Here is a 21,068-nt window from a genome sequence, read left to right as displayed (position 1 = left end):
CCCGCTACGCCAACCCGGGCTGGGGCCGATTTTCCCACTTCGTGGAGAGGGCTATCGCCGTGCGGGTCGAGGCGACGCCGGGCGTGCGGTTGATGCGGACGATCAGCTGCTCGAGCTCGGCGATCGTGCCGACGCGCACGGTCAGCTGGTACGACTCCACGCCGGCCATGAAGTAGCAGCTCTCGACCTCGGGCATGGCGCGCACGGCGGCCAGCACGTCGTCGGTGTCGGCGCCCGAGTCCTCGATGATGCCGATCAGCGCGGTGACGCCGAGGCCCAGCGCCTCGTGGTCGACCTCGGCCCGGTAGCCGCGGATGGTGCCGGCGGCCTCGAGCTTGCCGACGCGCTCGTGCACGGCGGGCGCCGACAGCCCGACCTTGCGGGCGAGCTCCGCGTACGACGAGCGGGCGTTCTCCCGTAGCAGCTCGATCAGCCGCAGGTCGATGGAGTCCATGGTGATGACCCTAAACGGGTGGCAGATCGTCACTCACGCCCGGTAGCGGCGATTCGGCGGCAGGATAACGATCACTGTCGCAATTAGGGCTTTTTCCGCATTCCAGGGACTCGGTTCCGGGGCAATGCTCTAATGGCTTTACGTCCCGATCGAGCACGCCGACACTCACCGTGATCACGGCCGCTCCAGAACACCGACGCGAGGAGGGGGTTGTGGACACTGGAGATCGTCTGCTGACACCGGGCGAGGTGGCCGCGCTGTTCCGCGTCGACCCGAAGACGGTGACGCGATGGGCGGCCGCCGGGCGCATCGGCAGCATCCGCACTCCGGGTGGCCACCGCCGGTTCCGCGAGTCCGAGGTCAGGGCCCTGCTGGAGGGCGACGGCGTGGTCGAGGAGATGCGCGAGGACGACGCCGCCAACCGGCCGCGCAACGCGGGTCCCACCAACCCGGGCATGGGTTACGGCCCGCCCAACGGGTTGCGCTGAGCGTTCAGCTCACCCTTCCACCGGGTCAGGAGCGTGTGCGGTACGCCGAGCGCGTCCAGCGCCTTGCCCGCCACGAAGTCGACGAGCTGCTGCGCCGTCGCCTGCGCCCCGGAACCGTAGAACCCGGGGCTCGCCGGCAACACCACCGCCCCCGCGTCGAGCAGGGCGATCTGGTGCTCCAGGTGACTGCGCGTGACCGGCGTCTCGCGCGGAACGATCACCGTGCGTCGCCGTTCCTTGAGGTTGACCTCGGCCGCCCGCTGGAGCAGGTCCTTGGACAGTCCGATCGCGATGCCCGCGCAGGCCGCCGTGCTCGCCGGCACCACGATCATGCCCTTGGCCGGGTAGGAGCCGCTGCTCGGCCCGGCCGCCAGGTCACCCGCCGGCCAGTAGGTCAGGTCGCCCAGGTCGCGGCCGAGCCACGCGCCGACGTCGTCCTTCCAGTGCGCGTCCCGCACGCTCGCCCCGGTCTCGTCGAGCAGGGTCAGCCGCGCCGCCCGCGAGATCACCAGGTCCACGGCTTCGCCGGCGTCCAGCAGGGCGGTCAAGACCGCGCGGGCGTACGGCGTGCCGGACGCCCCCGAGACACCGACGATCCAGGGTTCACGCATGCCTCAAGTGTGCACTTCAGTTTCTCGGCGGCAGGGCAGATGCGGGGAACGCCTCATCGGCGGGAACCCACGTCGACGGATCGGCGGGGTCGGTCACGGAGACACCGTCGAGCAGCCCGGCCACGTCGGCCCGGGTCGCCGTGGGTGGGCCCTGTGCCTGCACGACGTAGCGGTCGCCCGCGACGAACTTGACGCAGGGCTGGGCGTGGGCGGGTTCCGTGCAGATGGCCTTCGTGCCGGCCGGCCGCAACGGGCTCGACGAGCTCGGGCCGATCTCGAGGGTCAAGCCGTCGCTCACGTTGTCGTAGGCACCCTCGGGGTTCTGCCGGTCCTGGTCGGCCAGCATCCGGCGGAAGAGCTTGTCGGTCGCCGCTGTCACCCGCGCCCGGTCGCCGCTGGTGGTGATCGAGATGATCCGCAATCCGCCCGGCACGGCCGCCCGGAACGGCACGGTGACGCCGTATGCCCGCGACGGCCGGAACGCCTCGGCCAGCTGTCGCAGCTCGTCCAGGGGCGTCTGGTCCCGCGGCGCGGCGACGGCCCATGCCCCGGGCGCGTACTGCCAGGCCAGCCGCTCGCGGAGGGCGCCGTCGCCGATGACGACGGCGGGCCGCCCTTCGATCGGATCGGTCGCGGTGACCTTCTCGAAGTGGTAGATGCGGCGCGGATCGACGCCGGCGCGGTAGACATCGAGACTGCCGACGGTCTCCTCGCCCCGCACGACCGCCGCCTCCTCCAGGTCGAGTCGCCAGACGTTGGGGTCGGCGACGCGGAGGTCTCCGGCGGTGTAGCCCTTGAACGTGTACGCCACGGTGGGCGGCTCGGCGTTCGGCGGCGCCGACGTGGCCGGCGCGATGTCCGGCCGTGCCGGGCCGGCCCGGTGCAGGACAGCCTGCGGGACGCCGATCGCGGCGACCACTGCCACCACGGCCAGCGACGTCCAGCCCGCCGCCCGGCGCCTCGTGCGGCTCTTGCCGGCCGCGACCACGTCGTCGACGGAGTGGCGCAGCGGCGGCGCGTCCGTCTGGACGGCCTCCCTCATCAGGTCAGACAGCTGCTTCATGCCGGCCTCCCGCCTGCTCGTCGATGCCGAGGTTTACGCCGAGCACACGGCGCAGGATGTCGAGACCGCGGGACGTGTACACCTTGACCGTGCCTTCCGGGCACCGCAGGGCGGCCGCGGTCTGCTGGACGCTGAGGCCTTCGAGGAAGCGCAACACCAGCACCGCCCGCTGCTTCGGCGGCACGTGCAGCAGCGCCTCGCGCAGGTGCAGCCGGTCCTCGACACCCGGCATCGGGTCGGGCGCGGCCCGGTCGGGCATCGCGGCGTGGCTGTGCGACTGCTCGCGCCGCCACCACGGGCGCCGGGTCTCGTCGATCGCGGCCCGCACCACCGCCGTACGGGCGTACACGTCGGGCTTGTCGACGCGGTTCCACCTCACGTACAGCCGGGCCAGGGCCGCGAGGACAGCGTCCTCGGCCACCTGCCAGTCGCCGCACGTCAGAAAGGCGAGGCCGCGCAGTTGTTCCATCTGCGCGGCCACGAACTCCCGGAACTCGGCCTCTTTGTCGCTCACGCGGATTAGACGGAGGCCGATGGCTCGCGGGTTACAGCAAAATCAGGTCGAGCAAGGCGAAGAGGAACAGCACGATGCCGACGAAGCCGTTGGCGGTGAAGAACGCCCGGTTGACCTTGGAGAGGTCGTTCGGCGTCACGATGACGTGCTGATAGACGAAGGCCGCGGCGGTCAGCGCCAGGCCGATCCACCAGAGCCAGCCGAGGCCGACGAGGTGGCCGAACCACACGAAGAGCGCGAACGTCACAACGTGGGTGGCGGTCGAGATGTGCAGCGCCGTGCGCACGCCGAAGCGGGCCGGGGTGGAGTGCACGCCGATCTTGCGGTCGACCTCGACGTCCTGGCAGGCGTAGATGATGTCGAACCCGCCGATCCAGAGGCCCACCGCGACACCGAGCAGCCAGGCCGGGCCGGAGCCGGAGAACGTGCCGGTGATGCCGAGCCAGGCGCCGACCGGGGCGACCGCCTGGGCCAGGGCGAGCACGTAGTGCGGGAAGTTGGTGAACCGCTTGGCGTAGGGGTAGACGACCAGCGGGATCACGGCGAGCGGGAAGAGCACCAGGCAGAGCCGGTTGAGCAGCCCGGCCGCCACGGCCATCACGACCAGCGAGACAAGGGCGCCGGTCCAGGCCGTACGCGGGGAGACCGCGCCCGTGACGAGCTCGCGGTTGCGGGTCCGCGGGTTCTGCGCGTCGATCTTGCGGTCGAGGATGCGGTTGGCCGCCATCGCGAACGTACGGCCCGAGACCATCGCGACGGTGATGAGCAGCAGGTCGATCCAGTGGATGCCGGTGCCCTCGCGGTCGAGCGCCACCGCGGCCGAGAGGTAGGCGAACGGCAGGGCGAAGACCGAATGCTCGATGGTGACCAGCCGCAGGAACGACTTCACCTTGCCCGGTTTTTCCGGGACCTCGGCGACCGCTGTCATATGCCGTATTCCTTCCAGCGCTTGTCCACCAGGCCCACCACCTCGGGCGACATGGTCATCTCCTCGGGCCAGCCCCGGGTGTAACCCTCGCTCGGCAGCTTACGGGTGGCGTCGATGCCCGCCTTGCCGCCCCAGAACTGCTGGTAGGAGGCGTGATCGAGATGGTCGACCGGGCCCTGGGTGAGCATCAGGTCGCGGTCGTAGTCGACGTTGCCGAAGGCGCGGAAGGCGACCTCGTTGTAGTCGTGGACGTCGCAGTCCTCGTCGACGATCACGATCAGCTTGGTGAGCGACATCAGGTGGGCGCCCCAGATCGCGTTCATGATCTTTTGGGCATGTTTGGGGTATCGCTTGCGAATGGAGACGATCGCGCAGTTGTGGAAGACGCCGGCCGCGGGCAGGTCGTAGTCGACGATGTCGGGGATCAGCATCCGCAGCAGCGGCAGGAAGATCCGCTCCGTCGCCTTGCCGAGTCCGTGGTCCTCCTGCGGCGGCTTCGACGTGATGATCGAGTGGTAGATCGGCTTCTTTCGCATGGTCATGCACTCGACGTGCAGCACCGGGAAAGGTTCAACCGGCGTGTAGAAGCCGGTGTGGTCGCCGAACGGGCCCTCGGGCAGCCGCTCGCCCGGCTCGAGGTAGCCCTCAAGGATGATCTGGGCGTTCGCCGGCACCTGGAGCGGGACGGTCAGGCAGTCGACCATCTCGACGCGCTCGCCGCGCAGGAAGCCCGCGAACAGGTATTCGTCGATGTCGGACGGGAGCGGGGCGCTCGCCGCGTAGGACACGACGGGGTCGCAGCCGATCGCGATGGCGACGGGCAGGCGCCGGCCGAGCCGCTCGGCGACGGCGTGGTGTGCGGTCGAGTCCTTGTGGATCTGCCAGTGCATGCCCAGGGTGTTGCGCGAGTGCTGCTGGAGCCGGTAGAGGCCCAGATTGCGCTTGCCGGTCTCGGGGTGCTTGGTGTGGGTGAGGCCGAAGTTGTGGAAGACGCCGCCGTCGCCGGGCCAGACCTGGAGGCCGGGCAGCTTGCCGAGGTCGACCTCGTCGCCCTTGAGCACCACCTCTTGGCAGGGCGCGGTCTTGACCTTGCGCGGCGGCAGCGACTTGAGCTGGAGGACCTTGCCGATGCCCTCGCGGATGCCGGACCAGCCGACCGGGAGCTCGGGCTTGAGCATCTCGCCGATGCGGTTGCCGACCTCGTCGAGCGTCTCGACGCCGAGGGCCATGGCCATGCGCTTCTCGGTGCCGAAAAGGTTGATCGCGACGGGCATGTCGCCGCGGGTGGGCCGCTCGAAGAGCAGCGCCGGGCCGCCGGCCCGGACGGTGCGTGTCACCACCTCGCTGATCTCGAGCGTCGGGTCGACCGGCACGGTCACCCGGCGCAGCTCACCCGCCGCCTCCAGAGCGGCGACGAAGCTTTGCAGATCTTCATAGGGAAACCCACGCGGCGCCATGCACCCCAGTCTTCCCCACGGGTCCGACAGTTCCGAGCCGGGGCGATCACCGTCACTCGGGATGTCCGATTCGAGTTGGACTGGGCGATTAATCCGATGTGGCGGAGGTGACCCGGTGAAGGTCCGGAACGTGGCGCTGTGGTGCGCGGTGGCAGGCCTGGCCGCCCTGTCCGGCATCGCCCCCGCAGCCGCCGAGAAAGCAACGGCCGGCGTCGCTCCGGCGGCCGGCGAGAAGGCTCCGGCCCGGAACGCGGATTCGACGGCCGCCGAGGGAAAGGCCGCCAAGCGCACCACGCTGCCCGCGTGCCCGCCTCTGAAGCGCTCCACCCGCCCGCCCACGAGACCCGCCGGCTCCGGCGCTCCCGGCGCGTGCCGGGCGGCCACCAGCCCCGTCGTCGAGTCGGGCGTGCGCCTGCCCAGGCGCGGCGAGGCGGGCTTCACCCCCAGCGGCTACCACCACCTGGGCGCGAACACCGGCGGCGAGTGGGCCGGCGTCTCCGGCCGCATGTCGATCGTCGACGGGTCTATCCGGCCCCGCTCGTACGACTTCGTCGCCGGCCGCTTCATGGTCAAGCGCAACCTCGGCCGCGGCGTCATCACCTGGCTGGAGGCCGGCTGGGCGGAGACCGGCTGGGCCGGCCCCGGACGGCAGCACATCTACACGTTCAACACCAACACCAAGACCTGGCAGTTCTACGACCAGTACGCGCTGCGCCCCGGCGACAAGGTCTGGCTCGACCTGCACAGCGACCCGGGCGGCGTGTGGAGCGCCTGGCTCTGGTGGGGCAACCGGTGGAACCTGCTCACCGCCCAGCGCCTGGCGATCGGCGAGACCGCGGTGGTGGAGCAGTACGTGGAGGTGCACGTCGACGCCGGCCGACCGGGCCTGATCGACGTGCCCCCGGTGACCGTCGACAACGTGCGGCTGCGCCCGGCGGACGGCGGCGAGCCACGGCTCTGGCGCGAGGACGTGCCCACCCTGACCGGCACCGACCCCACCCAGCGGCAGCAGCGCGGCGGCTTCTGCCTCGACTGGCAGACCCGCTACGACACCTGGACCGCCGGCGACTGCGACCGCGGCCTGCTGCGCTCGGCGGCACCCCCGCGCCCGCCGCTGCCGCTCGGCGACGCCGACGTGGTCGGTGACCTGCCCTCGGAAAAGCCGGAGGAGCCGGAGCGAAAGCCCCGGCTCCTCGGCAAGCTGCTCGACTAGCCCGCGTTCGCGTACGAGTGCAGGCCCTCGAAGAACAGGTTGACGCCGAACAGGTTCATCAGCATGGTCACGAAGCCGATCAGCGCGATCCAGGTCGCCACCGTGCGCTTGACGCTGGGGGTGGCCCGGGCGTGCAGGTAGCCGGCGTAGACGATCCAGGAGATGAAGGCCCACACCTCCTTGGGGTCCCAGCCCCAGTAGCGGCCCCACGACGCCTCGGCCCAGATCGGCCCGGCGATCAGGGCGCCGAAGGTGAACAGCGGGAAGGCGAAGGCGTGCAGGCGGAACGTCAGCCGCTCGAGCACCGCCGCCTCGGGGACGCGCTTGCCCAGCGTGTACGGGAAACGGCGCTTGCCCTCGTCGTACCCGTTGCGGATGAGGAACATCGCCGCCGGGACCGCGCCGATCAGGAAGATGCCGGAACCCACGATGACCGTCGACACGTGGATGATGAACCAGTACGAGTTGAGCGCCGGCACGAGCGGGCCGACCGGCGTGTAGGCGATCAGGCTGGCCGCGCCGAGCATGACGACCAGCGCCAGCGCCGCGAAGAGGCCCAGGTGGCGCACCGCCGGGCGGGCCAGCACCACGCCGATCCAGACCGCCGAGGCGACGAAGGTCGTCGACAGGATGTATTCGTACATGTTGCCCCACGGCATGCGGTCCGCCGCGACGCCGCGGGTGACCAGGGCGCCGAGGTGCAGCAGCACGGCGAGGGCGTTGAAGCCGACCGCGATGCGGCCGGTGAGCTCGGCGCGGTCACGCCGGGCGGGCGGCGGCGGGTCGTCCGAGACGATGTCGTCGGGGACGGGAGCGCCGGCGCCCACGAGCTGGCGGGCCGGACGCGACGCGGCCTTGCCGATGTGGCTGCGCTTGCCGAACGCGTACTCGCCCGCGTAGCAGATCATCGCGGCCAGGTATGCCAGGACGGCGGCGGCCACCAACTGATTCGACAACTCCGCCATCAGGGTGTCCCTTCCTCGGCGGTCTTGACCAAAGCTTCGAACTCGTCCGGAAAACCGGGATAGTCGGTGCGCGGGAGGCCACCGGCCACCAACAACGTACCGCCGGACACTGCCGACCTTCCTGGCAGGGCGCGGAACCAGACCCGGCGCCGGTGACCCCACAGCGAGAGCATCAGGCCGAGCAGCCCGAGGACCGCGCCGGCGAGCGCCAGCGACTGGGTCGGGTCGTGCCGGATCGACAGCGTGGCGAACGGCCTGGTGCCGAGGAACTCGAGCTTGCTGCCGTCGTCCAGGGTCCAGGTGTCGCCGACGCGCATCGGGTGAGGCCGGGTGCCGGTGATGTTCTTGAGCTCGCCGGTGGCGATCTGCCCCTGGTCGAGCGAGTAGACCGAGCCGGGCGTGCCCACGTCGAGGCCGAGGTCGCCGCGGTAGGCGGTCAGGTAGAGCGCGGGGTCGTTCTCGGCCGGGAACGCCGAGGTGGCGCTGCCGTCCTTGGCGACCGTCGGCAGGTATCGGCCCTCGAAGCCCATCTGCAGCGTGGCGTCCCGCTTGCCGGTCTTGGGGTCGATGTTGACGTCCGGGAACTGGGCGACGCCCTCGCTGGTCTGCATGGCGTCGACCGGCAGGAACGGCACCACCTTGGTCTGCGAGACGCCGTAGCGGTCGGTGTAGCGCAGGATCGGCGCGTAGCCGTGGCCGAGCAGGTGGACGCTGGCGCCGTGGAGCCGCAGCGGGTCGTTGACGGTGAACGACCGGGTCTCGGCGGCCCCGCCGTCCTGGGTGACCGAGACGGTCGCGGAGAACGTCTTGGGCTGCCCGGTGGTCTGGTAGGTCGCGTCGAACTTCGTCAGCTTGATGCAGAAGTTCGGCAGGTCGGCCGTGTCCACGCGGGGCCCGAGCGACGAGTCGTCGTATTGCGGGAGCACGTTGCAGAACCCCTGGTCGGCGCCGCCGACGAGGATGCGGTTGCCGTGCCAGCCGTACCAGTGACCGAAGCCCACCCCGATCAGCACGGCCAGCATGCTGATGTGGAAGAGCAGGTTGCCGGTCTCTTTGAGATAGCCCTTCTCGGCCGAGACCGTGAAGCTGCCGTCCTCCTGCTCGCGCACCTTGGTGCGGAAGCGGCGGCCGCGCAGCTGCTTGGCGATCACCCCGGCGGCAGCGGCGGGCGTGAGCGAGCTGCTCCACTCGTCGCTGTGCTGCGGCAGGCGGCCGAAGCGCTTGGGCGCGTCGGGCACCGCGATGCGCAGGGCGCGCACGTGGTCGATCAGCCGCGGCACCACGCAGCCGATCAGCGAGACGAACAGCAGCAGGTAGATCGAGGCGAACCACGGCGAGGCGTACACCTCGAAGCCGCCGAGCTTCTCGAGCCAGGGCGCCAGCTTGGGGTGCGCCGTGTAGTACTGCGTGACCTTTTCGGCGTTGACCGCGCGCTGGGGAAAGATCGAGCCCGGGATCGCGGCGACGGCGAGCAGGAAGAGCAGCACCAGGGCCGTACGCATGCTGGTGAGCTGTCGCCACGAGTTGCGCAGCAGCGCCCAGATGCGCCGGGACGGGCGCGGCGGCGGCGCGGCGGGCGGGGCGGGACGCTCCTCGACGATGGTCACAGCAGCGTCCCCCCGCCGAAGTCGAAGGTCACCCGCAGCCAGATCAGGAACTGGTTCCAGCCGCCCGTGACCAGGGCGAGGCCGACCAGGATCAGCAGCGCCCCGCCGACCCGGGTCACCCAGCGGCTGTTGCGCCGGATGGCCCGGAAGACGCCGAGCAGCTTGCTGAAGAAGAGACCGAAGAGCACGAACGGAATGCCCAGGCCCAGGCTGTACGCGATCGCGAGGATCACCGCGCGGTCGGTCTCGCCGGTGGTCGCGCCGAGCAGCATGACGGCGCCGAGCGTCGGCCCCACGCAGGGCACCCAGGAGAGCGCGAAGATCGCCCCGAAGATCGGCGCACCGACCAGGCCGGCGGCCGGGAGCTTCGTGATGCGCGCCTCGCGCTGGAGGCCGGGGATCCAGCCGAGGTAGCCGAGGCCCAGCACGATGATCATCACGCCGAGGACGACGTTGAGCGCGTCCTGGTGGCGCAGCAGGAAGCCGACGTTGGCCACCACGACGTTGAGCAGGATGAAGACCACCGCGAAGCCGAGCACGAACAGGCTCGTGCCGGCGAGCACGCGGCTCCTGCTCTGCGCCTTGGTGGCCGTCGCGACGCCGCCGCCGGCCGCGGTGGCCGACGAGGCGGAGGCGTCGAGGTCCGACCCGGCCAGCCCGGTGACGTAGGACAGGTAGCCCGGCACGAGGGGCAGGACGCAGGGCGACAGGATGCTGACCAGGCCCGCGAGGGCGGCCACGGCGACGGCCAGCACCAGCGGCCCGCCGCTGGCGATCGAGGCGAAGTGGTCGCCCATCAGCCGTTCCCCTCCGCGGCCACCTTTTCGACCAGGGGCTGGAGCTGGGTGATCGTCGTGGCCTGGCGGATCGCCACCGCGATGCGGCCCTGCCGGTCGATGATCAGCGTGGCCGGGGTGCTCGTCTGGGTCACGTCGAACTGGAGCGCGACCTTGCCGTCGACGTCGTAGATGCTCGGGTAGGTGACCCGGTTGCGCTCGAACTGGATCGCCGCGTCACGGTCGTCGCGGGTGTTGACGCCGAGGAACGTGACGTTCTGGGCCTTGGTCGACTGGTACGTCTTTTCGAGGTCGTCGGCCTCGGCGCGGCACGGCGCGCACCAGGAGCCCCAGAAGTTGACCACCACGACCTTGCCCGCGTCCTGCTTCAGGTCGTAGGGCTTGCCGTCGAGCAGCTCGCCGCTGACCTCCTTGACCGGCGTGCGCTGGCCGGGGGCGCACTCGACCACGCCCTCGGCCGTCGTGCACTTGTCGGCCCAGCTGTCGCCGCCGCACCCGGCTAACGCGCCGGCCGAGAGGACGGCGACGGTCAGGACGGTGGCGAGGCGGCGCACGGGTCAAGCTCCCTTGGCGGTCTTGGCTGTCGCGGACAGGGCCACCAGATGGGCGGCCGGCTCGGAGTAGTCGATCCCGACGATCTTGGAGTCTTCGAAGTGGAACGAGGTGAGACTCGCGAGCCCGCACTGCCGCTTACGCGGATCGTGCCAGAGCCGCTTCTTCTCCACGTACCGCCGGAGGGTCCAGATCGGCAGTTGGTGCGAGATGCAGACCGCCTCGTGGCCCTCGGCGGCGACCCGGGCGGCCTGGACCGCGGCGAACATGCGCTGCGCGATCACCAGGTAGGCCTCGCCCCAGGACGGGGTGATCGGGTCGCGCAGCACCCACCAGTGACGCGGGTTGCTGAACGCGCCGTCGCCGACGGACACCTTCTTGCCCTCGAAGAAGTTGGAGCTCTCGATCAGCCGCACGTCGGTGGCGATCTCGAGGTCGAACTCGGCGGCGATCGGGGCGGCCGTCTCCTGCGCGCGCTCGAGCGGACTGGAGACCACGTAGGTCACGTCGTGGTCCTTGAGCGCCTCGGCGGCCGCCTTGGCCATCTGCTTGCCCAGCTCGGAGAGGTGGAAGTCGGGCAGCCGGCCGTACAGGACCTTGTCGGGGTTGTAGACCTCGCCGTGGCGCAGGACGTGCACGGTGGTCCTGGTGGGCTCGCTCATCGCGCGGCCGCCCTCGCCGCGTGCGGCAGCGCCGCCGCGATCTGCTCGAGCGCCGCGTCGTCGATCGCGGTCGAGACGAACCACGACTCGAACGCGCTCGGCGGCAGGTAGACCCCGCGCGACAGCATCTCGTGGAAGAACGCCTTGAAGGCGCCGGCGTCCTGGGTCTTCGCCGAGTCGTAGTCGACCACGTCGACCTCGGTGAAGAAGATGGAGAACATGTTGCCGGCGAACGACACCCGGTGCGGGACGCCGGCCTGGTTGAGCGCGTCGGAGGCGAGCGCGCCGACCGTCGCCGAGAGCTCGTCGAGCCGCTTGTAGACCGCGTCGTCGGCGAGCCGCAGCGAGGCGAGCCCGGCCGCGCAGGCCAGCGGGTTGCCCGAGAGCGTGCCGGCCTGATAGACGGGGCCGGCGGGGGCGAGGCGCGACATCACGTCGCGGCGGCCGCCGAACGCCGCCGCGGGCAGGCCGCCGCCCATCACCTTGCCGAAGGTGAACAGGTCGGCGTCGACCGGGTCGAGCCCGGCCCAGCCACCGGCCGAGACCCGGAAGCCGGTCATCACCTCGTCGACGATCAGCAGCGCGCCGGCCGCGTGGGCGATCTCGGCGAGCCGCTGGTTGAAGCCGTCGCGCGGGGCGATGACCCCCATGTTGCCGGCCGCGGCCTCGGTGATGATCGCGGCGATCTCGCCGCCGCTCTCGCGGAAGACCGCCTCGACAGCGGAGACGTCGTTGTAGGGCAGGACGATGGTCTCGCTCGCCGCCGCGCCCGTGACACCGGGCGAGTCGGGCAGCCCGAGCGTGGCCACGCCGGAGCCGGCCGCGGCGAGCAGCGCGTCGACGTGCCCGTGGTAGCAGCCGGCGAACTTCACGATCTTGGAGCGGCCGGTGAAGCCGCGGGCCAGCCGGATCGCCGACATGGTGGCCTCGGTGCCGGAGTTGACCAGGCGGACCTCGTCGACCGGGGTGCGGCGGACGATCTCCTCGGCCAGGTCGACCTCGCCCGCGGTGGGCGTGCCGAAGCTGGTGCCCCGCGCGGCCGCGGCCTGGATGGCCTCGATGACCTCGGGGCGGGCGTGGCCGTGGATGAGCGGGCCCCACGAGCAGACCAGGTCGACGTAACGCCGGCCGTCGGCGTCGGTCAGCCACGGGCCCGAGCCCTGCGCCATGAATCGGGGCGTGCCACCGACCGCTCGGAACGCACGCACGGGTGAATTGACCCCGCCCGGCACGATGGCCTTGGCGCGGTCGAAGAGGGCCTGGGAAGCCGGGGCGTCCTCCGGGTAGGGGAGGCCCTCGGCGCGGTATGAGGTGGTCACAGCGGCTCCCATTGTGTCAGCGGGGCCCGGCAAGAATCTCAAGAGGGTTCCTCACATCACCCGAGGATGCCGCAAAGCCGCATCCGGGGATGTCCGGAACGCCCTGTTACGGACGCGCCCGACGGGCCGAACCGGTGCATAGGCGATAGGCTGACCGGGTGGAGCGACCCGAACTGTCGATCACGGTTCAGCGAGCCCCCGACGAGGTCGTCTTCCACCTCGCCGGGGAGATCGACGTGCTCACGGTCACCAACCTGTCGACGCTGGTCAACGAGGTGCTGGCCGAGCCGCCGGCGCGCATCGTGCTGGACATGGCGGGTGTCACCTTCTGCGATTCCCAGGGCCTCGGCACCCTGGTCGTGCTCAGCCGCAAGGCCCAGCACGCCCGCTCCGTGCTGGCCCTCGCCAACGTCGGCGACTTCCTCATGCGAGTGCTCGATATCACGGGCCTCAGGAGCGCCTTGATGATCAGCAGCACCGCCTGACCCCTCCCAGGGTTGCGTTGACGCCGGTGTCAACGCCTAACGTCAGCTGACGGATGGAGGGCGCCGGGATGTTGATCGGAGAGCTGGCCGAGAAGGCCGGCACCAGCACGAGGACGCTGCGCTACTACGAGCAGCACGGCCTGGTCCGAGCCGGCCGGGACGCGAACGGATACCGCCAGTACGACGACGCCGAGCTGCGCGTCGTGCACGAGATCCGCTCGCTGCTCGCCGCCGGCTTCGGTCTCGAGGACATCAAGCCCTTCGTCGCGTGCCTGCGCGCTGGAAACGAGCTCGGGCACGTCTGCCCGGACTCGGTCGAGGTGCTGCGCCGCAAGCTGGCCGAAGTGGACAGCTACATCGGGCAGCTCACCGACATCCGGCAGCGACTGCGCGCCCAGCTGAACGAGGCCGTCGAGGAGTCGCTGTGCCTGACCATGACCTGCCAGCCCTGACCGACCAGAACTTCGCGGAGACGATCCGCAACGCCACCACCCCGGTCGTCCTCGACGTCTGGGCCGAGTGGTGCCCGCCGTGCGGCCCGATGGCCCGCACCCTGGCCGAGCTCGCCCCCGAGTTCGCCGGCAGGCTGCTGATCGCCACGCTGAACGCCGACGAGAACCCCGAGACCGCCCGAGCCCACCGGATCATGTCGCTGCCGACCCTGCTCGTCTACAGCGGCGGTGTGCTCACCGGCTCGACCGTCGGCGCCCGCCCGAAGTCCGTCCTGCGGCAGCTGCTGGCGAACGCCGTCGCCCCGTACGCCAACGTCTAATTGCCCCAGCGGGCCTTCTCCAGGAGGGCCAGCGCTTCGGCGGCGGCGTCGTCGCCGCCGGAGCGCAGCACCCGGGCCGCCTCGTCCACCGTCTCGGTGAGCCGCTGCCACTGCGCCTCGCGCTCGCGCGTCGCGTCGGCCTGGGCCTTGAGCTGCTGCGACTTCGTCCACAGCTCGACGAAGATGGACACCTTGGCGCGTAGCACCCACGGGTCGAAGGGCTTGGTCAGGTAGTCGACCGCGCCCACCGCATAGCCCCGGAGCGCGAGCTGCGCGTCCCGGTCGGCGGCCGTGAGGAACAGGATCGGCACGTGCCGGGTGCGCTCGCGCCGCTTGATGTGGCTCGCCGTCTCGAAGCCGTCCATGTTGGGCATCTGCGCGTCGAGCAGGATGACCGCGAAATCGTCGGTGAGCAGCTGCTTCAGCGCCGCCTCGCCGCTCTGCACGGCCACCGGGGTCACCGGCAGGCCCTGGAGGATCGCCTCCAGGGCCAGCAAGTTGTCCTTGCGGTCGTCGACGAGCAGGGCCTTGGCACGCTCAGCCACGCGTGATCCTTTCCTCGGGGTCCGCGTTCACCCAACGGGCCATCAGCTCGATCAGCTCGTCGAGGTCGACGGGCTTGGTGATGTAGTCGCTGGCACCCGCCGCGAGGGCCGACTCCCGATCACCGGGCATCGCCTTCGCCGTCAGGAAGACTACCGGGAGGTCCTGGAAGCGCTGGTTTCGCCGGATTCCCCGGGTCGTCTCGTACCCGTCCTGGTCGGGCATCATCGCGTCCATCAGCACGATGTCGATCTCGGGGTGCTCGGCGAGCACGCGCACCCCGTCGACGCCGTTGTCCGAGTACAGGACGTTGAGCCCGTGCATCTCCAGGGCACTGGTCAGGGCGAAGACGTTCCGTACGTCGTCGTCGATGATCAGCACCGTGGCGCCGTCGAGCTGGCGGCTGGCCGGGGTCACCACGTGGCTCTCGATGTCGGCGCGCTGGCTGAGCACCGGCATGTCCAGCAGTGGCATGTCGAGCGGCGCCGGCGTCGGCTGCACCACGACGGTCGCCGACGGCAGGGTCGGCAAGGTCAGCGGCGGTACGCCGTCGGCGGTCAGCGCGTCCGGCATGTAGAGGGTGAACGTCGAGCCCTCCCCCGGCCGCGACGACACCACGATGGTGCCGCCGAGCAGCGCCGCCAGGTCACGGCTGATCGACAGGCCCAGGCCGGTGCCGCCGTACTTGCGGGTGGTGGTCCCGTCGGCCTGCTGGAACGGCTCGAAGATGATCGCGAGCTTCTCGTCGTTGATGCCGATGCCCGTGTCGGAGACCGAGAACGCGATCACCTGGTGCGCCGCGGCCAGCGCCGGCACGTCGAAATCGGTGTTCTGCGGCGCCGCGAAGATGTTCAGCGTCACCGATCCCTTGTCGGTGAACTTGACCGCGTTGGACAGCAGGTTGCGCAGGATCTGCTGCAGCCGCTGCGGGTCGGTGACGATCGAGGCGGGCAGCCCCGCGTCCACCTGCACCCGGAACTGCAGGCCCTTCTCCTCGGCCTGCGGCGCGAACGCCTGCTCCACATAGCTGCGCACGCCGTCGAAGTCGACCTGATCGGGCTCGACGTCCATCCGGCCCGCCTCGATCTTGGCAAGGTCGAGGATGTCGTCGATCAGCGACAACAGGTCGGAGCCCGCACTGTGGATCGTGCGGGCGAACTCGATCTGCTTCTCGGTCAGGTTCGCCTCGGCGTTGTCCGCCAGCAGCCGGGCCAGCAGCAACAGCGAGTTGAGCGGGGTACGCAGCTCGTGGCTCATGTTGGCCAGGAACTCCGACTTGTACGCGCTCGCGCGCGAGAGCTGCTGCGCCTTCTCCTCCAGGCCCCGACGAGCCTGCTCGATCTCCCTGTTCTTGGTCTCGATGTTGGCCTTCTGCTCGCTGAGCAGCTGGGCCTTGTCCTCCAGCTCGGCGTTCGTGCGCTGGAGCTCGGCCGACTGGTCCTGCATCTCGCGGGCCAGGCGCTGCGACTGGGAGAGCAGTTCCTCCGTACGCCGGTTGGCCTGAATGGTGTTGAGAGCGACGCCGATCGTCGAGACCAGCCGCTCCAGGAACGTCAGGTGCAGGCCCGAGAACGCGGCCACCGAGGCGAACTCGATGACACCGAGCATCTCGCCCTCGAACAGGACCGGGAGCACCACCAGGTCGTTCGGCGGCATCGACATGAGCCCGGACCGCATGGTGAGGATGCCGTCGTGGGTGGCACGCACCCGGATGGTGCGCCGGGAGACCGCGGCCTGCCCGACCAGCCCCTCGCCCGGCCCGAACGTGACCTCGTGGTTGCGGGCGACATAGCCGTACGAGGCCGCCAGCCGCAGCCGCATCACCGCCTGCTCGTTGTCGACCAGGAAGAACGCGCCGAGCTGCGCGTCGACCAGCGGCGTCACCTCGGTCATGATCATGCGGCAGACCTCGCCGAGATCGCGCTGCCCCTGGAGCAGGCCGCCGATGCGGGCCAGGTTGGAGTCGAGCCAGCCCTGCTCGGCGTTCGCCTTGGTCGTCTCGCGCAGCGTGACGATCATCTGGTTGATGTTGTCCTTCAGCTCGGCGACCTCGCCCTGCGCCTCGACCGCGATGCTCTGGGTCAGGTCGCCGCGGGTCACGGCGGTGGACACCTCGGCGATCGCGCGCAGCTGGATGGTGAGCGTGGAGGCGAGCTGGTTGACGTTGTCGGTGAGGTCCTGCCACGTACCGGAGACGCCCTTGACCTGGGCCTGACCGCCGAGCTTGCCCTCGACGCCCACCTCGCGGCCGACCCGGGTGACCTCGGTGGCGAACGACGAGAGCTGGTCGACCATCGTGTTGACGGTGTCCTTGAGCTCCAGGATCTCGCCGCGGGCGTCGACCGTGATCTTTTGGGACAGATCGCCCTTGGCCACGGCCGTGGTGACCGAGGCGATGTTGCGCACCTGGGCCGTCAGGTTGGACGCCATGTAGTTGACGTTGTCGGTCAGGTCGCGCCACGTGCCGGCCACCCCGCGCACCTGCGCCTGACCGCCCAGTTTGCCCTCGGAGCCCACCTCGCGGGCCACCCGGGTCACCTCGTCGGCGAACGACGACAGCTGGTCGACCATGGTGTTCACGGTCGACTTCAGCTCCAGGATCTCGCCCTGCGCGTCGACCGTGATCTTCTGCGACAGATCGCCCTTGGCGACGGCGGTCGAGACCTGGGCGATGTTGCGCACCTGGGCCGTCAGGTTCGAGGCCATCGAGTTGACATTGTCGGTCAGGTCGCGCCACGTGCCGGCCACCCCGCGCACCTGCGCCTGACCGCCCAGCTTGCCCTCCGTACCCACCTCGCGGGCCACCCGGGTCACCTCGTCGGCGAACGACGACAGCTGGTCGACCATCGTGTTCACGGTCGACTTCAGCTCCAGGATCTCGCCGCGCGCGTCGACCGTGATCTTCTGCGACAGGTCGCCCTTGGCCACGGCCGTGGTGACCGAGGCGATGTTGCGGACCTGGCTGGTCAGGTTCGAGGCCATGTAGTTCACATTGTCGGTCAGGTCGCGCCAGGTGCCGGACACGCCCTTGACCTGGGCCTGACCGCCCAGCTTGCCCTCCGAGCCGACCTCACGGGCCACCCGCGTGACCTCGTCGGCGAACGACGACAGCTGGTCGACCATCGTGTTCATGGTGTTCTTCAGCGCCAGCATCTCGCCGCGGGCGTCGACCGTGATCTTCTGGGACAGGTCGCCCTTGGCCACGGCGGTCGAGACCTGGGCGATGTTGCGCACCTGGTCGGTGAGGTTGGCGGCGAGCTGGTTCACGTTCTCGGTGAGCTCACGCCACGTGCCAGAAACGCCCCGGACCTGGGCCTGGCCGCCCAGCTTGCCCTCGGTGCCCACCTCGCGCGCCACGCGGGTCACCTCGTCGGCGAACGACGACAGCTGGTCGACCATCGTGTTCACGGTGTCCTTCAGCTCCAGGATCTCGCCCTGCGCGGCCACCGTGATCTTCTGGGACAGGTCGCCCTTGGCCACGGCCGTCGAGACCTGGGCGATGTTGCGCACCTGGCTCGTCAGGTTGGACGCCATCGAGTTCACCGAGTCGGTGAGGTCCTTCCAGGTGCCCGCCACGTTCGGCACCTCGGCCTGACCGCCCAGCTTGCCCTCGGTGCCCACCTCGCGGGCCACCCGGGTGACCTGCTCGGCGAAGAGCCGCAGCGTGTCGGTCACGCCGTTCATGGTGTCGGCCAGCTCGGCCACCTCGCCCCGGGCGGAAACCGTGATCTTCTGGGACAGGTCGCCGCGGGCCATCGCGGTGGCCACCTGGGAGATCGACCGCACCTGGTGGGTCAGGTTGGACGCCATCGTGTTGACGGAGTCGGTCAGGTCCTTCCACGTGCCGGCGACGCCGCGGACGTCGGCCTGACCGCCCAGCTCGCCCTCGGTGCCCACCTCGCGGGCCACCCGGGTCACCTCGTCGGCGAACGACGACAGCTGGTCGACCATCGTGTTGACCGTGCGGCCGATGCGGAGGAATTCACCCCGCAGGGGTCGCCCGTCCATCTCCAGAGCCATGTGCTGAGAGAGGTCACCCTCCGCGACCGCGACGATGACCCGGGAGATCTCCGTCGTCGGCCGGCCAAGGTCGTCGATCAGGGCGTTCACCGAACGGACGCTGTCGGCCCAGGCGCCGTCGAGTCCCTCGTCGTCGAGACGCTCGGTGAGCCGACCGTCACGGCCGACGATGCGGCTGATCCGTCGCAGGTCGAGATTTTGCCGCTCCTGGAGCGACACGACCTCGTTGAACGCGTCGGCGACCTCCCCGGCCATCCCGCTGCGGCGGGGCAGCCGAACCTTGAGATCGCCGCGACGAACGCGCCGGAGCGCGTCGGCGAGCTCACCGAGCACGGCGGTGTCGTCGGGCGCGCCGACGCTGGCTTCCTTGGCCGCGGTCATGCTGTCCTCACTCGCTGTCCAACTGCTGGGCTGCCCTATCCTCTCTCGCCCGACCGGGTCAATGCGAGACACGACTTTGTGCACAGGCCCTTCCTCAGGAGAGGATGCATGGGTGTCAGCGGAGGCCGAGGCGATCTCGGAGAGTCCGGCGGGCGGGCTCGTCCGGCGCGTTCGCCTGCCCAACGACCGGCGTACGCCGGCGGCGGCACGCGCCCTGGTGCGCTCCGTCCTCGAGGAGGCGGGTCTCGACCCCCTGCTCAACGAGGCCCTGCTGCTGACCACCGAGCTCTCCACCAACGCGGTGGTGCACGCCAACACCGAGCTCGACATCGAGGTGCGCGCCGACGCGACCGGGCTGACCGTCACGGTCACCGACTTCGCGCCCGGCCCGGTCGAGCAGCTCGCGGTCGGCCCGCGCAACGAGAGCGTCGACATCGGCGAGGTCGCCGAGCGCGGCCGGGGCCTGCTGCTGGTCGACCATTTCGCCAGCCGCTGGGGCACGGTGCACGAGGGCACCGGCAAGGGCGTCTGGTTCCGCCTCGAACGCGAGCCCGCCGGCGAGACGGCGGCGGCCGTGGTGCCGGCGACCCCCCAGGAGATCGAGGGCGGCACCCCGAGCGCCGGCGCGCTCACCGCGCTGCTCCAGGTCGCCCCCGAGCGGCAGACCGAGGACGGGCTGGCCGAGTTCGCCGCCGGCCTGCTCGCGCAGCTGGCCCAGCTGACCGGCGCGGCGGGCGCGGTGATCCGGCTCGACCGCGGCGACGGTGGCGGCCCCCAGCTGCTGGCCCGCTACGGCCGAGCGCCGCGCGACGACGCCGAGACCATCCGGGTGCCGCTGTCGGTCCACCGGCCGTACGCGGGCGAGCTCGAACTCGACGCGTCCCCCATCGGCTACGCGCAGCCGCTGGCCACCATGGTCGCCGAGCGCTTCTCGCTCCACCTCGAAAATGACCGCCTGCGCCGCACCGACCTGCGCCGGCAGACGTGGCTGACGTTCCTGGCCGAGGCGAGCGAGCTGCTCGCCCAGTCGCTCGACGTCAACCTGACGATGGCGCTGATCCCGCAGCTGGTGGTGCCCCGGCTCGGCCAGTGGTGCGCGGTGCACACGACAGACGCGTGGGGCCACCTCCAGCTGGCCGCGGCGACACACACCGACGAGTCGGCGCTGCCCGAGCTGCACGAGACGCTGGCGCAGACGGGTCCCGACTCGGTCCTGTCCCGCCTCGAGGAGGCGTCCCGGCTCGGCACCCAGGTGATGCTCGGGCCACCGGCGGAGGGCTTCGCCGTGCCGCTGGTCGCCCGGGGCACCAGGCTCGGCACGCTCGCGGTCGGCCGCCACCACCGCATCAGGCACGACACCGACGAGGTGGCGATCCTCGAGGACGTGGCACGCCGGGCGGCCCTGGCGATCGACAACGCGCGCATCCACGACGAGCGGCACAAGGTCGCCCGCACCCTGCAGGCCTCGCTGCTCCCGCCGACCCTCCCCCGGGTCGACGGCGTCGGCTTCGCGGCCGAATACGTCCCGACCGGCTCCGAGGTCGGCGGCGACTTCTACGACGTGGTGCCGTCGGGCCCCGACAGCTGGATCGTGGTGGTCGGCGACGTCTCCGGCAAGGGCGTCCAGGCGGCAACGGTGACCGGCCTGGTCCGCGACGTGATCCGCATCCTGGTCGACGACGGCAAGCCGATGAACGAGATCCTCTGCCGCGTCAACCGGACACTGGTCCAGCGAGGCGGCGGCCGCTACTGCACCCTGGCGATGGCCTCGGTGAGCCGAGCCCCCGACGGTGTGCTGGCGGTCTGCCTGCACCTGGCCGGCCACGACAGAGCGGTCCTGGTCCACGCGGACGGCAAGACCTCATTCGTCGGCGCGGGCGGCACGGCCCTCGGCCTCCTGGAGACGATCTCGTCCCCCGACACCGAGGTGCGCCTCCAGCCAGGCGACTCGCTCATCTTCTACACCGACGGCGTCACCGAACGCCGCCGAGGCCGCGAGCTGTTCGGCACAGCCCGCCTCCGCGACGCGGCGGGCCCCCTGGCGGGCTATCCGGCCGAGGTGATGGCCGCCCGCCTGCGCTCCACAACCATCAACTTCTCGGTCGAAGAGCCCCGCGACGACATCGCCATCCTCGTCCTCCGCAACGACGCCTGACGCCGCCACGCCACGCCGCCGGCCGCCACCCACCACGCCACGCCACGGGACGCTGGCCGCGACCGAGCACGCCACGGCCGCT

At 70.7% G+C, this 21,068-nt stretch carries 20 protein-coding genes; 6 read left to right on the top strand and 14 right to left on the bottom strand.

Features of this window, described 5'->3' with window-relative positions:
- Positions 1–4: 4 nt before the first annotated feature.
- Positions 5–454, bottom strand: coding sequence for an Lrp/AsnC family transcriptional regulator (locus Ade02nite_RS32030; RefSeq protein ID WP_097327836.1), 450 nt, complete (start codon positions 452–454; stop codon positions 5–7).
- Between the two features lie 212 nt (positions 455–666).
- Here Ade02nite_RS32030 and Ade02nite_RS32025 point away from each other — a divergent pair, with 212 nt between their 5' ends.
- Positions 667–942 carry a BldC family transcriptional regulator gene (locus Ade02nite_RS32025; protein WP_030442123.1) on the top strand — a complete coding sequence of 92 codons (276 nt, stop codon included), beginning with the start codon at positions 667–669 and terminating at the stop codon, positions 940–942.
- On the opposite strand, the gene Ade02nite_RS32020 is transcribed toward Ade02nite_RS32025, so the two are convergent.
- The 5 genes from Ade02nite_RS32020 to Ade02nite_RS32000 are packed head-to-tail and all read right to left on the bottom strand — an operon-like array spanning position 915 to position 5,515.
- Entirely contained in the window at positions 915–1,553 is a 639-nt protein-coding gene (locus Ade02nite_RS32020) for a UbiX family flavin prenyltransferase (RefSeq protein WP_203772040.1), read from the bottom strand. The two genes, Ade02nite_RS32025 and Ade02nite_RS32020, sit on opposite strands and share 28 nt — an antisense overlap.
- A 16-nt stretch (positions 1,554–1,569) precedes the next feature.
- The gene (locus tag Ade02nite_RS32015; protein WP_203772038.1) at positions 1,570–2,616 is read right to left on the bottom strand and encodes a hypothetical protein; all 1,047 of its coding nucleotides are present in this window, start codon (positions 2,614–2,616) and stop codon (positions 1,570–1,572) included.
- A complete protein-coding gene (locus Ade02nite_RS32010) occupies positions 2,600–3,130 on the bottom strand; it encodes a SigE family RNA polymerase sigma factor (protein WP_203772036.1) in 531 nt (176 codons plus the stop codon). Before Ade02nite_RS32010 ends, Ade02nite_RS32015 begins: the two co-directional genes overlap by 17 nt.
- A 31-nt stretch (positions 3,131–3,161) precedes the next feature.
- A complete protein-coding gene (gene mqnP, locus Ade02nite_RS32005; protein WP_203772034.1) occupies positions 3,162–4,058 on the bottom strand; it encodes a menaquinone biosynthesis prenyltransferase MqnP in 897 nt (298 codons plus the stop codon).
- The gene (locus tag Ade02nite_RS32000) at positions 4,055–5,515 is read right to left on the bottom strand and encodes a menaquinone biosynthesis decarboxylase (protein ID WP_203772032.1); all 1,461 of its coding nucleotides are present in this window, start codon (positions 5,513–5,515) and stop codon (positions 4,055–4,057) included. The genes mqnP and Ade02nite_RS32000 overlap by 4 nt, the downstream gene beginning before the upstream one ends.
- A 115-nt stretch (positions 5,516–5,630) precedes the next feature.
- Between Ade02nite_RS32000 and Ade02nite_RS49715 the strand changes: the two genes are divergently transcribed.
- Entirely contained in the window at positions 5,631–6,728 is a 1,098-nt protein-coding gene (locus tag Ade02nite_RS49715; protein ID WP_239169215.1) for a hypothetical protein, read from the top strand.
- Here Ade02nite_RS49715 and ccsB read toward each other — a convergent pair.
- From ccsB to hemL, 6 genes are read right to left on the bottom strand one after another with little or no spacing between them, the layout of a single operon-like run.
- On the bottom strand, positions 6,725–7,693 hold the full coding sequence (gene ccsB / locus Ade02nite_RS31990) for a c-type cytochrome biogenesis protein CcsB (protein ID WP_203772030.1): 969 nt from the start codon (positions 7,691–7,693) through the stop codon (positions 6,725–6,727). The two genes, Ade02nite_RS49715 and ccsB, sit on opposite strands and share 4 nt — an antisense overlap.
- Positions 7,693–9,300 carry a cytochrome c biogenesis protein ResB gene (gene resB / locus Ade02nite_RS31985; protein WP_203772028.1) on the bottom strand — a complete coding sequence of 536 codons (1,608 nt, stop codon included), beginning with the start codon at positions 9,298–9,300 and terminating at the stop codon, positions 7,693–7,695. Before resB ends, ccsB begins: the two co-directional genes overlap by 1 nt.
- On the bottom strand, positions 9,297–10,097 hold the full coding sequence (locus Ade02nite_RS31980) for a cytochrome c biogenesis CcdA family protein (protein WP_203772026.1): 801 nt from the start codon (positions 10,095–10,097) through the stop codon (positions 9,297–9,299). The genes resB and Ade02nite_RS31980 overlap by 4 nt, the downstream gene beginning before the upstream one ends.
- A complete protein-coding gene (locus tag Ade02nite_RS31975; protein WP_203772024.1) occupies positions 10,097–10,651 on the bottom strand; it encodes a TlpA disulfide reductase family protein in 555 nt (184 codons plus the stop codon). The genes Ade02nite_RS31980 and Ade02nite_RS31975 overlap by 1 nt, the downstream gene beginning before the upstream one ends.
- 3 nt (positions 10,652–10,654) lie before the next feature.
- Entirely contained in the window at positions 10,655–11,311 is a 657-nt protein-coding gene (locus Ade02nite_RS31970; protein ID WP_203772022.1) for a histidine phosphatase family protein, read from the bottom strand.
- A complete protein-coding gene (hemL, locus tag Ade02nite_RS31965) occupies positions 11,308–12,642 on the bottom strand; it encodes a glutamate-1-semialdehyde 2,1-aminomutase (protein WP_203772020.1) in 1,335 nt (444 codons plus the stop codon). The genes Ade02nite_RS31970 and hemL overlap by 4 nt, the downstream gene beginning before the upstream one ends.
- A 146-nt stretch (positions 12,643–12,788) precedes the next feature.
- On the opposite strand from hemL, the gene Ade02nite_RS31960 reads away from it, so the two are divergent.
- The 3 genes from Ade02nite_RS31960 to Ade02nite_RS31950 all read left to right on the top strand — a co-directional run bounded on the left by Ade02nite_RS31960 (position 12,789) and on the right by Ade02nite_RS31950 (position 13,887).
- A complete protein-coding gene (locus tag Ade02nite_RS31960) occupies positions 12,789–13,115 on the top strand; it encodes an STAS domain-containing protein (RefSeq protein ID WP_203772018.1) in 327 nt (108 codons plus the stop codon).
- 68 nt (positions 13,116–13,183) lie between these two features.
- The gene (locus Ade02nite_RS31955; protein ID WP_203772016.1) at positions 13,184–13,567 is read left to right on the top strand and encodes a MerR family transcriptional regulator; all 384 of its coding nucleotides are present in this window, start codon (positions 13,184–13,186) and stop codon (positions 13,565–13,567) included.
- Positions 13,540–13,887, top strand: a complete 348-nt coding sequence (locus tag Ade02nite_RS31950) for a thioredoxin family protein (RefSeq protein ID WP_203772014.1) — start codon at positions 13,540–13,542, stop codon at positions 13,885–13,887. Before Ade02nite_RS31955 ends, Ade02nite_RS31950 begins: the two co-directional genes overlap by 28 nt.
- Here Ade02nite_RS31950 and Ade02nite_RS31945 read toward each other — a convergent pair.
- Both Ade02nite_RS31945 and Ade02nite_RS31940 read right to left on the bottom strand, forming a co-directional pair.
- Positions 13,884–14,432, bottom strand: a complete 549-nt coding sequence (locus tag Ade02nite_RS31945) for a response regulator (RefSeq protein WP_203772012.1) — start codon at positions 14,430–14,432, stop codon at positions 13,884–13,886. The genes Ade02nite_RS31950 and Ade02nite_RS31945 overlap by 4 nt on opposite strands.
- A complete protein-coding gene (locus tag Ade02nite_RS31940) occupies positions 14,425–18,831 on the bottom strand; it encodes a HAMP domain-containing protein (RefSeq protein ID WP_203772010.1) in 4,407 nt (1,468 codons plus the stop codon). The genes Ade02nite_RS31945 and Ade02nite_RS31940 overlap by 8 nt, the downstream gene beginning before the upstream one ends.
- A 112-nt stretch (positions 18,832–18,943) precedes the next feature.
- Between Ade02nite_RS31940 and Ade02nite_RS31935 the strand changes: the two genes are divergently transcribed.
- The gene (locus Ade02nite_RS31935) at positions 18,944–20,986 is read left to right on the top strand and encodes a SpoIIE family protein phosphatase (RefSeq protein ID WP_379036744.1); all 2,043 of its coding nucleotides are present in this window, start codon (positions 18,944–18,946) and stop codon (positions 20,984–20,986) included.
- Positions 20,987–21,068: the final 82 nt, after the last annotated feature.

Source organism: Paractinoplanes deccanensis, from assembly GCF_016862115.1.
Taxonomy (GTDB): domain Bacteria; phylum Actinomycetota; class Actinomycetes; order Mycobacteriales; family Micromonosporaceae; genus Actinoplanes; species Actinoplanes deccanensis.
The sequence above is the reverse complement of the archived record's forward strand: the minus strand, read 5'-3'. Positions and strand labels throughout refer to the sequence as shown.